The organism is Lysinibacillus sp. EB106-09-02-XG168 (genome assembly GCF_058791475.1).
The window spans coordinates 3,292,754-3,304,401 of record NZ_JBYTDN010000003.1 but is presented as its reverse complement, the minus strand read 5'-3'; the positions used below and the strand labels follow the sequence as shown (position 1 = coordinate 3,304,401).

Here is an 11,648-nt window from a genome sequence, read left to right as displayed (position 1 = left end):
AGATTGGACTTTTTTTCTTTTATATTATTTGTATTTTTAGTAGAGGAACTCTTATTAGTAAATACTTTTCATTTATATATTTTTTGAAGCCTAGCCAAAAAGCTAGGCTCATTATATTTATTTGTGCTATTATAAGACACGTTGATAATTTAATTTATTGTAGTGTACTCTTGAAAGGATGATATATATTATGAGTAACGAGCGACCAAAAATCGTGAGTTTCCATACTCTAGGTTGTAAAGTAAATCATTATGAAACAGAAGCAATTTGGCAGTTATTTAAAGAAGAAGGCTATGATCGTACGGAGTTTGATCGCCAAGCAGACGTCTATGTCATTAATACATGTACAGTAACAAATACAGGGGATAAAAAATCACGTCAAGTTATTCGTCGAGCTATTCGTCAAAACCCAGACGCTGTCATTTGTGTTACAGGATGTTACGCTCAAACATCTCCAGCTGAAATTATGGCGATTCCTGGTGTTGACATTGTTGTAGGAACACAGGATCGTACAAAATTACTTGGCTACATAGATCAATATCTTACTGAACGCCAACCAATTAATGCTGTGCGTAACATTATGAAAAATCGTGTGTATGAGGAATTAGACGTGCCTGCATTTACAGACCGTACACGCGCATCTTTAAAAATACAAGAAGGCTGTAATAACTTCTGTACGTTTTGTATTATTCCATGGGCACGTGGGTTAATGCGCTCTCGAGATCCTCAAGAAGTATTGAGCCAAGCCCAACAACTAGTGGATGCAGGTTATCTTGAAATTGTTCTAACTGGTATTCATACTGGAGGCTATGGACAAGACTTAAAAGATTACAATTTAGCCCAGCTTCTACGTGATTTAGAGGCAAATGTAAAAGGTTTAAAACGCCTTCGTATTTCTTCGATTGAGGCAAGTCAATTAACAGATGAAGTGATTGAAGTTTTACGTGAATCAAAAATCGTTGTTAACCACTTACACATTCCGATCCAATCTGGCTCTGATACAGTTTTAAAACGTATGCGTCGTAAGTATACAATGGAGTTCTTCGGTGAACGTTTAACTAAACTACATGAAGCTTTACCAGACTTGGCTGTCACTTCTGACGTAATCGTAGGTTTCCCAGGTGAAACTGAGGAAGAGTTCATGGAAACATATAACTTTATTCGTGACCATAAGTTTTCTGAATTACACGTATTCCCGTTCTCTCCACGTACAGGTACACCAGCTGCGCGCATGGAGGACCAAATTGACGAAAACATTAAAAACGAACGTGTTCACCGATTAATCGCTTTAAATGATCAATTAGCGAAGGAATATTCATCTCGCTTTGAAGATCAAGTGTTAGAGGTAATTCCTGAAGAATTCGTGCATGATGAAAGCGGTGAGGCAGGGCTTTTAACAGGTTATACTGATAATTACTTAAAAGTAGTATTTGAAGGTCCTGAAAGCCTAATCGGTCAGCTTGTAAAAGTGAAAATTACGCAAGCTGGATATCCTCATTCTAAAGGACAATTTGTTCGTGTATTAGAAACTATAAAATAACAAAAGAGTACCTATGAATAGAAACACCGTTCAAACTTTGAACGGTGTTTTGCTATATTTTAACTTCTTTCAGTGGATGTCTAAATACCCGCGAAAGCGGAGTCGCGGAGTCGAATGTGCAAGCACAAACTCGATTCCGGATGTAATTATGTTGAGGCATAATGGGTTTGTTTCTAAAATAATTTGAATTCATCTAATTTCATTCAAAATTAGACGGAAACGTTAAAAAATGTTATGATTCCAGAGAGGTACGTACAACTTGTTGATAGAAGGAGAGTCTAATAAAATGGAACAAAATTTCACACGTATGATTGATCATACATTATTAAAGGCTGAAGCTTCAAAAGAGCAAATCGAAAAATTGTGTGCAGAGGCAAAACAATTTAACTTTGCTTCTGTTTGTGTAAATCCAACTTGGGTGAAATATAGCAGCGAGCTTTTACAAGGCTCAGATGTATTAGTTTGTACAGTAATTGGCTTCCCTTTAGGTGCTAACACACCAGCTGTTAAAGCATTCGAAGCAAAAGATGCGATAGCTAACGGTGCAAAAGAGGTAGACATGGTTATCAATATCGGTGCATTAAAGGATAAAAACTATGACCTTGTGCAAGCAGATATTGCTGCAGTTGTTGAAGCGGCAAAAGGTAGCGCACTTGTAAAAGTAATTATTGAATCTTGCCTTCTAACTGATGAAGAAAAAGTAAAAGCATGTGAACTAGCTGTGGCAGCAGGTACTGACTATGTGAAAACATCAACAGGTTTTTCTACTGGAGGCGCAACTGCAGAAGATATTGCTTTAATGCGTAAAACAGTAGGCCCAGATTTAGGTGTAAAAGCTTCTGGCGGTGTACGAAGCTTGGAAGATATGCAAAAAATGGTTGAGGCTGGAGCTACTCGTATTGGAGCAAGTTCTGGTGTTGCTATTATGAACGGATTAATTGCAGATTCTAATTATTAATAGTAATGAAAATCCTTATATAGTAAGGGATACGGGGCTGTTCGTTATGAACTAGCCCCACTTTTAGCCCCAATTTCATTTAAACTTTGACTAAATGCCGCTACGGATGCCTCTTCCATTTCTTTAAGAACATGACCATATATTTCGTAAATCATTTTAGGAGTGTTTCCTAAACGTTCTGCAATGACCTTCACATTCAGACCACGATTCAATAAAATAGTGCAATGCGTGTGTCTTAAACCATGTAAAGTTATTTTGGGAAGCTTGGTACTTTGGATAATCTTATACATGATTTTAGCTGTGTTGTTCGGTGCTATAGGCTCCCCTGACAAATGTGAGATAAATACAAATGTATCATCATTCTCGTATTCATCTTCATCCATCAGTTTTAGTCCATACGACAACAATTTTTGCTTACACCATCTTTTATAGGTTTCTAATTGCTTCATAACAGCTTCTTCCACTAGAATGGTTCTATAGCTGTTAAGTGTTTTAGGCTTATGGGTGCCACCATAATCCCTAGACCGTTCAATTGTTATTGTATTTTCTTTAAAATTAATATTCTTCCACTGTAATCCGCATGCTTCACCGCAGCGCATTCCTGTATATGCAATTGTGAGTAAAAAAGTAAAATTTGTGATGTTTTCATTTTTTTTAGCATCATTCAAAAAAGTTACTAGTTCTGCAGGGGTGAGATAATTTTCTTGTTTTTGTCCCTTTTGTTATTAACTGGTAGTACGATATCAACAAGAGGATTGTGGAGCAATATTCTTTCTTTAATAGCGGCATTAATAATTGTTTTAAAGACATTATGAGCTTGATGTACTGTACTAGGCTTGTACTGTTTCGCTAACACGTCAATAAAGTTTTCTTGATAGATAACATCATCAAGACTTTGGAGCTTATAGCGTCCTAGCAGTGGCTTAAAATAAAGACGTATAGCTTTCTCACGAATCAGAACTGAATTAGCGCTCCATTTTTTCTTTTTACAGTTCTTCTCAAACCATAGATCTACATAATTATTAATAGTTAAATTTTCATTTTCAATATGTTTTGTTTCACCACGCAGCGTTGCAGCCTTCACTTCCAGAAGGGCTTTCAATGCTGCTTTTTCTGTTTTAAAGCCACTTTTCTTCTTTTCTCTCCGCTTTCCGGCAGCATCATAATACTTATGTCGAAACATCCGTGCGATACACTCAATAATAATTTGTGCAGATTAAGATTTCCTATACATTTATGACAAAGAAAAAGCCCCAGATTAAAACTAGGGAAACGGTTTGTCAGGTAAAAATATTATTTTTCTGGATAATCTATATGTAATGGTGGTGGAACTAACCAACCTTTATTTTTATTAAGACGTAGTAGTTTAGCACCGATTAGAGCTTTCGCTGCATGGAATTGACCATACATTAAAGCGATATCTTCTCGAGTAGAAGTTCCCAATGCTTGACTGCATGCAACTAACCCAGCAGCTAGTTCGGCACTAAGAGCAGCACTAATTTCCGGATCATTAAATTTAGCGCCTGCAGGGATATCTTCCATTCTTGCTACTGGTCTTTCAGGTGAGGCAGGAGGTAAACCAATACCATTAGTTTTTAGAATTTTTTCTAATTGTTTTACTTCATCTCTACAAAGTTCGATTATATCTTCAATAATTTTTTTAGATCTTTATCACCGGCATGATTATAAAACGTTTGATAGCCAGAAATTATACCATAATCTGTGATCAAACTTGTCCAAACACTAAATACTTCACCATAATGTAACGGTTCGTCTTTTGGATTTCCACCAAGAATACCCATACTTACACATCCTTTTCTTATTTGTGGCTAAAGCATGGTTAGTATGGATGGAAACAGAAAAAACATTCATTTTTATAATTTTTTTACCAAAATAAAAAAGGACCACTTCCAATTAAGAAAGTGATCACAGTTTTTATTATCCCTAAGGAACATTAGGATTGATGTTCTCAAGGAATAATAGGAGTAACAGGAATAACATTTCGATAGGTCACTTTTATTTTATGTATCAATTTTAAATCAAGTTAGGCGTTCCGGAGTAAAAAAAGCCACAGCGATAAAATCCCTGCAGCTCTTTAAGTAGTTCGCCACTACACATTATAATTTGTTCGGTTTTTATCTATTTATACATTAAAAAAGCCGCAGCGTTTGCAGACGCTACAGCCTAGATTGGTTCATGCCCAGAGTTTGGAGGGGATATGCGATTTTAAAAGAAATAGATTCAAATCATTTACCTTTAACGGAAAATGATTTTGGTGTATCAGAAGATGATTTTGAGCATCCCTAGGTTTTTTGTCTAGAGAAAATTATCTATCCGGATTTTTTAGGGAAGATGATAGAGCTCATTTACACAAGATGGGACCTTCTCTAACTGAAAATTCAATCCCGACCCTGTTTTTTTTTTGCAAATAACCTTTGCGAAATTGGGGTCTTTTTATATGGAATATAATTGGGGAATATCTCGTATTCAGCATATATGATTAGTACACGGATTAATCTATCCATTTCTTTTCTAGGAAAGAAATTACTTGTATTGGTTTTATATCATGAAGCCCTCCTATGCTTATCACCGGTAATCAAGTGGTTAATTTATAGGGCGCTTTCCAGAAGTTTCGCGACTTTTTGGAGGCCTTTATTTCATAGCTATTTCAAGGGGATTTAGAGAACAAATAATCATTTTACTTCATGATAAATTATGTTGTCAATAATAAATTTGTAAATTTATAAAAAAATGTTATAATAGTCTTACAATTATTTTTTTAAAATCGTATTTCGAATTCCGCTGTCCTTTTTGCAGATAGAATTTGGATACGTTTTTTTAATATCCTTTTTAAGCCGAAGAAAAAGTTAAAACAGTTATGTGAGCTTTAAAGGAAGTTAGTTGAATAAAATTATTAATTTACTATCTAATAGTAACCGATTTTTTATTTCATAAGGAGGACTAGAATAATGAATCTAATCAATAAGAAAGTTACACACAAGCGTTTTGGCATGGGTAGTATAGTTAAACATAATGATTCTCGTATTGAAATACATTTCGCATCGGAAAATAAAATGTTTGTTTTCCCGGATGTATTTGTAAAGCACCTAAAATTACATGATAAAAGTGATGCTAAGTCACTTGAAGAAATTTTGCAAAAAAAGGAAAATGGGCGAAAAGAGGAAGAATGGAAGAAGGAAGAGGAAAAAAAACTACAACGAAAAAAACTGGTACTTCGCTTGGAACACGAAAAACTTATGAAAAACCATAAACTTCATCCCGAATCACAAATGGTATTTTGGTGTGACACAGAAGAACAGAATAGTTCTTTTTCAGAGTGGAAAGTTTTTTCAGGCGTATTAAAAAGTGGTAATAACAAAGGAAAGCCAAATAAGCCGAGCCGCTTGCACCAAAATAGCGCTGTCCTATTAACAGCAATAGATTCCGGCATGCCTGAAAAAGACAGACGTATCTTAGGTGTCTATATGGTGAATGAAGATTTTGTCGGTAAGCTTTGTGAAGATGGATATATTCCTGCTCATTCAAAATACAGAATTCAACTTACAGAACAGGAGTCGGATCAGCTGCTTTTCTGGCAATATTATATAAATGAAAAATTCCCCGAAAAAATGACATGGAATACAGGTAAATATCGTTATTTTGAAAATTTATGGATGGCTCAAATTTTGCTTGATATAGTTTCGTTGAAAAGTGACCCAAATGAACGAGAGCTGGCACAACAATTTTTTGAACATTTTTGTAAAATGAATCTGATAACAGCTCAAGAGTTACCAAAGCCTAATGGTGCATTAATGCGTATTTAGACGTTAACCCAATTAAGAATGACTAACACCTACTTTCTTTTTAGCAGTATGTTTGATTGTAACTGCTGGGATTGTTCGTGTCATAGCTAACCTGATTTGGAATTAAAATATAAGGTATGCTGTTGTTTCAAAGGCACCAATTTTATCAAACTTAGATTCAATTGTAGCCATGTTTATGGGGTGGCCATATAATACAAATTATTTTGAGGGTGTAAAATGGGTTGTCCACTTGAGGTAGGGCATTACCAAAGATTAAAGTACCTAGATTAACCAGAAGGTAATACGGGAACAGTCATCCTTTTTAGATGTTGTAAATTTACACTTTTATGGAAGCGTTATATAAAACCTTAATAACAGATAAAGATTGATCAAAATATTCATCTTGCAGATGTAGTAAATTAGGATTTAAAACAGGAAAGACACTAACATTATTTTAGCCATTTCTCAATTGAGATATGGCTTTTATTTGTGCGCCCGGCATGCATATGAACTATAGGGTGTAAGTCCCGAACCCCGAAGACAGAAGTAGAGGTTAGCCAAGAGCAAGGGTGTCCGTGGCGACGCGGAATCTGAAGGAAGCTGGAGGCAAAACACCGGTCCGAGGAACACGAACCTCATAGAAGGCTAGGTATGATTGGATGAGTTTGCAAATCAAAACAAAGTCCTTTCTGTCGAAGGTCATATCGAGTAAATGAGGCGGATAGATGGTGTGAAAGTGCACGTGCTTACCCGGGGAGGTCTGATGGAAACGTGAAGTACCCTTCATAAATTACTTGGTGACAAGTAGCTGAACCATCAGAAGTCAGCAGAGGTCATAGTACGATTGGGTCTAGAACTAATCGGAAGGACCGAACAACTAAGAGAGAATAGCCCTTGGCATTCCATCTTGAATGAATAAACACAGAAAACAGAGAAACCTCACGCTTAGAAAGTAATGGTGAAGTCCATGAGGGTATTTGCGGAGGGTGTAGTTCAGGTGGGCATAAGAAGACAAGCTATTCACGGAAAGGAACGAAATGGTGATGTTGAATCAAATTCTAGCACGTCCGAATATGATACAAGCATTAAAGCGAGTGGAAGCGAATAAAGGAAGCCAGGGAGTAGACATGATGCCCGTACAAACTTTACGTCAGCACATCCTCGAAAACTGGGAATCCATTAAAGCGCAAATTCTAATGGGAACTTATGAACCGCAACCAGTACTTCGTGTCGAAATCCCGAAACCAGACGGCGGTGTGCGTCTATTAGGAATCCCAACCGTGACAGACCGTTTGATTCAACAAGCCATATCGCAGATATTATCAAAAGAATATGACCAAACTTTCTCGGACAACAGTTATGGGTTCCGACCAAAACGGAGTGCTCATGACGCAGTCCGAAAGGCGAAGGGTTATATGAAGGAAGGATATCGTTGGGTTGTGGATATGGATTTAGAGAAATTCTTTGATAAGGTCAACCACGACCGATTAATGGCAACATTAGCGAAAAGAATTCATGATAAATCATTATTAAAACTTATCCGTAAATATCTCCAAGCAGGTGTCATGATAAATGGAGTTGTTTCAAGTACAGAGGAAGGAACACCGCAAGGTGGACCATTAAGTCCACTTCTTTCTAATATCGTGTTAGATGAGTTGGATAAAGAATTAGAGAAACGTGGTCATAAATTCGTTCGCTACGCAGATGACTGCAATATCTATGTGAAGAGTAAACGTGCAGGAGAGCGTACAATAGCAAGTGTACAGCGATTCGTCGAAGGTACATTACGCTTGAAAGTGAATGAGTCCAAATCAGCGGTAGACCGACCGTGGAATCGAAAATTCTTGGGTTTTAGTTTTTCACACCATAAAGAACCAAAAGTTCGGGTGGCGAAAACAAGCCTTCAACGAATGAAGAAGAAAATACGAGAAATTACCTCTAGAAAGATGCCATTTCCAATGGAATATCGTATCGAGAAATTAAACCAATATCTAATTGGATGGTGTGGATATTTTGCGCTCGCAGATACACCTTCAGTATTCAGTAAATTAGACAGTTGGATTAAGAGAAGGTTGCGAATGTGTCTTTGGAAGAATTGGAAGAAACCCCGAACCAGAGTCAGAAATCTCATTCGTTTAAAAGTTCCGTACGGAAAAGCATACGAATGGGGAAATACCCGAAAAGGGTACTGGCGCATTTCAAAAAGCCCCATATTGCACAGAACCCTCGGCAATTCCTATTGGGAAAGCCAAGGGCTGAAAAGTCTGCAAGTTCGTTACGAAACTTTGCGTTATTCATCTTAATTGAACCGCCGTATACGGATCCGTACGTACGGTGGTGTGAGAGGTCGGGAGTTAATCACTCCCTCCTACTCGAATTTAACTTGTATGGAAGAATATTAAAATTCATGTTGTTGTTGTAAGTAATTCGTTCAATTATTGGCCCGATTCTTTATAGGAAAAAGCAAATAACTCCTGAAGAGCCTTAAATGGTCTATTTACATAACAAAAAAAGATTGAAGCCAATGTTTGCTCCAATCTTTCATACTCACCCATTCCTGTACACACGCTCGCCGATTTTTTATTAGCCCCAATCTAGCCCCACTTAGCCCCAAAGCAATACAATTTTATGCTTTACTTTGCATTATTAAAAAATACATAAAGAAGGTATAAAGCTTTGAAATAAAGGGATTACAACCCATTATCTATTGAGTTTGCAATGAAGCAAAACTACAGTCTAATTATTAATAGTAATGAAAATCCTTATATAGTAAGGGATACGGGGCTGTTCGTTATGAACTAGCCCCGTTTTCATTGAAAATTTGATTGAGAGTCTAATAATGGAATATATTTATTTCCTGAAATGATACTTCCATACAAAAAAATGAGCAAATTGATAAATTTCATTACTATTTATGGATGATGATTATCAAAAGTTAACCTATTGAACGATTGTTGTTGTTTTATTCACAATACACCTCTTTTTAATTCATAGTAGATGATGTATTATGAAGAGTACTTGTAAAAATGTGCAGAGAGAAATATTATCATTTTTATGGATTAGCATCAAGAATCTTATAAAAATTTTGATGTTTGGATCATTTTACAAGAACTTTGTATAGATACGAACCGAATTTTTACATAACTTAGTAACATCGATAACATAGGTATTTAAGATTGAAGTGTAGACCATTAGCAGGTCAGTCAAATACTATTATTTAATCTTAATTCCCTCTCTGTTTTTAATAATCCTTCGAGTGTTTTAAATGAAAAAATGGGGGAATATATGATGTTTAATGATATAGGTAACGATTTGTATTAAAAAAGGAGAAACTATTCGTGGAATTCATAAGCAGTTTTATAAGTCAATATGGATATCTGGCTATATTTTTAATCTTATCTTTAGGAATAATTGGCTTACCCATTCCCGATGAGATCTTAATGACGTTTGTGGGATTTTTGTGTCATGAGGGACATTTAAACTTTCTATTGAGTATTATCTTAAGCTTTTTAGGCGCATCCACTGGTATGGTATTTAGCTATGCAATTGGAAATAAATTAGGAACACCATTAATAATAAAATATGGAAAGTGGTTTGGACTAAATAATAGACGGTTTACTAAAGTTGAACGTTGGTTCCATCGTTTTGGACCGTGGACAATAATTATAGGATATTTTGTTCCGGGGATTAGACATGTTACAAGTTACATGTCTGGAATCACACAGATGAAGTTTAGTACTTATCTGGCTTTTGCTTGTTTTGGTGCGATGGTATGGGTAATTATTTTTATTTCTATAGGATATTTTCTTGGAGTAACATTTTAAAAATAATACGCAGTAATTTTATCTGTGCGTATGATGGGTAAAGTGACCCTACCAAACTAAATAATACGAAATAAAACTCGCATTTAAAAAAATGTGAGTTTTATTTCGTGTTCTACATGATACGCGAATTATTTCCTATGATAATAAGGGACTACAGATAAAACAGTTTTCCAACATCCTTTATTTTAGATTAGATCAAGTTTTTACTTGCTAGTTTGAAAACAAATTCGATACATAGTTCCATAACAATGTGACTTTTTCCATATCGTAACAGGTCTGAATAAAAATTAAATCTACCTCATATACTCCACTGATGTAATTGATACAGAAGGGAGGATACAATGTTTACTCAATATAAGTATTGGAAGCCTTATGTTAGTCCATTCGACCCATGTCCACCTATAAGGGTTAAAAGCTTTTCAACACCGCCTCAATTATATATGGGTTTTCAACCGCCTGGGCTACCGCAATACCCAACCCCTAGAGAAGCTCTCAGATCTGGCACGTTATGGCCTCAATTATTTAGCCCCTATCCAAATCCCCAACAAGGAGGGATAAAGAATGAGTAAGGAGATGCCACCTGAATTTTATACGCTACTTGAAGAAATACAAGCCATTGATTTTGTACTAGTGGAATTAAATCTTTATTTAGATACTCATCCTCACGATTTTGATGCTATTCAGCAATTTAACGAAAACACTGAAATCAGTATGCGACTTAAGGTTGAATTTGAACAGAAATTTGGTCCGCTTATGAATTTTGGGAGAAGTTATTCAAATTATCCATTTAATTGGATAGATACACCTTGGCCATGGCAAGTTTAACTTTTTATTAAGAGTGAAACGTCGGCTGCCAAATGTATTAGGAGTTTTTTGTGCACGTCCAAAGCCGATTCTGAATTGCATTTATGCCGAGGTATAATTGATTATGAGTAACTAGGAGGAACTATTTTTGTGGTACTATGAAAAAAAGCTCCAGTATCCAGTAAGAGTTAGTACATGCAACCCTATGCTGGCAAAGTATTTAATTGAGCAGTATGGAGGTGCAGACGGGGAATTAGCAGCGGCACTTCGATATATGAATCAGCGCTATACGATTCCCGATAAAGTAGTTGGACTGTTAACTGATATAGCGACAGAAGAGTTTTCTCACTTAGAAATGATTGCCACGATGATTTATAAACTGACGAAGGATGCTACTCCAGAGATGCTAAAAGAGGCAGGTTTGGGAGAACACTATGTCAATCATGACAGGGCATTATTTTATCAGAATGCAGCTGGATCACCGTTTACGGCAACTTATATTCAGGCTAAAGGGGATCCGATTGCTGATTTATATGAGGATATTGCAGCTGAAGAAAAAGCAAGGGCGACATATCAGTGGATTATTGATTTATCAGATGACACTGATTTAAATGATAGCTTGAAATTTTTACGTGAACGAGAAGTCGTTCATTCTCAACGTTTCAGAGAAGCTGTAGAGATTTTAAAAGACGATAGGGATAGCAAGAAAATCTTCTGAA

At 36.1% G+C, this 11,648-nt stretch carries 10 protein-coding genes and 1 pseudogene; 8 read left to right on the top strand and 3 right to left on the bottom strand.

Annotation, left to right across the window (positions count from 1 at the left end):
* The first annotated feature begins 190 nt into the window (after positions 1-190).
* Both mtaB and deoC read left to right on the top strand, forming a co-directional pair.
* A complete protein-coding gene (gene mtaB / locus AC3WSO_RS16950; RefSeq protein ID WP_492532443.1) occupies positions 191-1,540 on the top strand; it encodes a tRNA (N(6)-L-threonylcarbamoyladenosine(37)-C(2))-methylthiotransferase MtaB in 1,350 nt (449 codons plus the stop codon).
* Positions 1,541-1,826: 286 nt separating this feature from the next.
* Positions 1,827-2,498, top strand: a complete 672-nt coding sequence (deoC, locus tag AC3WSO_RS16945; RefSeq protein WP_492532441.1) for a deoxyribose-phosphate aldolase — start codon at positions 1,827-1,829, stop codon at positions 2,496-2,498.
* A gap of 44 nt (positions 2,499-2,542) precedes the next feature.
* On the opposite strand, the gene AC3WSO_RS16940 is transcribed toward deoC, so the two are convergent.
* The 3 genes and pseudogenes from AC3WSO_RS16940 to AC3WSO_RS16930 all read right to left on the bottom strand — a co-directional run bounded on the left by AC3WSO_RS16940 (position 2,543) and on the right by AC3WSO_RS16930 (position 4,300).
* Complete coding sequence (locus AC3WSO_RS16940; RefSeq protein ID WP_492532439.1) at positions 2,543-3,166, bottom strand: site-specific integrase; 624 nt, start codon at positions 3,164-3,166, stop codon at positions 2,543-2,545.
* Between the two features lie 8 nt (positions 3,167-3,174).
* On the bottom strand, positions 3,175-3,681 hold the full coding sequence (locus AC3WSO_RS16935; RefSeq protein ID WP_492532438.1) for an Arm DNA-binding domain-containing protein: 507 nt from the start codon (positions 3,679-3,681) through the stop codon (positions 3,175-3,177).
* A 110-nt stretch (positions 3,682-3,791) separates the two neighbouring features.
* A pseudogene (locus AC3WSO_RS16930) lies at positions 3,792-4,300 on the bottom strand (DUF3231 family protein).
* 1,167 nt (positions 4,301-5,467) lie between these two features.
* Between AC3WSO_RS16930 and AC3WSO_RS16925 the strand changes: the two are divergent.
* From AC3WSO_RS16925 to AC3WSO_RS16900, 6 genes are all read left to right on the top strand, one after another.
* Positions 5,468-6,322, top strand: coding sequence for a malate synthase (locus tag AC3WSO_RS16925; protein ID WP_323653473.1), 855 nt, complete (start codon positions 5,468-5,470; stop codon positions 6,320-6,322).
* Between the two features lie 1,019 nt (positions 6,323-7,341).
* Positions 7,342-8,604 carry a group II intron reverse transcriptase/maturase gene (gene ltrA / locus AC3WSO_RS16920; protein ID WP_492531680.1) on the top strand — a complete coding sequence of 421 codons (1,263 nt, stop codon included), beginning with the start codon at positions 7,342-7,344 and terminating at the stop codon, positions 8,602-8,604.
* Between the two features lie 1,035 nt (positions 8,605-9,639).
* Complete coding sequence (locus tag AC3WSO_RS16915; protein WP_492532436.1) at positions 9,640-10,125, top strand: DedA family protein; 486 nt, start codon at positions 9,640-9,642, stop codon at positions 10,123-10,125.
* A 341-nt stretch (positions 10,126-10,466) separates the two neighbouring features.
* Entirely contained in the window at positions 10,467-10,694 is a 228-nt protein-coding gene (locus tag AC3WSO_RS16910) for a spore coat associated protein CotJA (RefSeq protein ID WP_492532435.1), read from the top strand.
* A complete protein-coding gene (locus AC3WSO_RS16905) occupies positions 10,687-10,950 on the top strand; it encodes a spore coat protein CotJB (RefSeq protein WP_492532433.1) in 264 nt (87 codons plus the stop codon). The genes AC3WSO_RS16910 and AC3WSO_RS16905 overlap by 8 nt, the downstream gene beginning before the upstream one ends.
* Positions 10,951-11,077: 127 nt before the next feature.
* Complete coding sequence (locus AC3WSO_RS16900; protein ID WP_079563480.1) at positions 11,078-11,647, top strand: manganese catalase family protein; 570 nt, start codon at positions 11,078-11,080, stop codon at positions 11,645-11,647.
* Position 11,648 lies beyond the last annotated feature (1 nt).

Coding starts and splice junctions, on each gene's coding strand:
- mtaB (WP_492532443.1), top strand. CDS start 191: ATGAGTAACGAGCGACCAAAAATCGTGAGTTTCCATACTCTAGGTTGT.
- deoC (WP_492532441.1), top strand. CDS start 1,827: ATGGAACAAAATTTCACACGTATGATTGATCATACATTATTAAAGGCT.
- AC3WSO_RS16935 (WP_492532438.1), bottom strand. CDS start 3,681: ATGTTTCGACATAAGTATTATGATGCTGCCGGAAAGCGGAGAGAAAAG.
- AC3WSO_RS16925 (WP_323653473.1), top strand. CDS start 5,468: ATGAATCTAATCAATAAGAAAGTTACACACAAGCGTTTTGGCATGGGT.
- AC3WSO_RS16910 (WP_492532435.1), top strand. CDS start 10,467: ATGTTTACTCAATATAAGTATTGGAAGCCTTATGTTAGTCCATTCGAC.
- AC3WSO_RS16905 (WP_492532433.1), top strand. CDS start 10,687: ATGAGTAAGGAGATGCCACCTGAATTTTATACGCTACTTGAAGAAATA.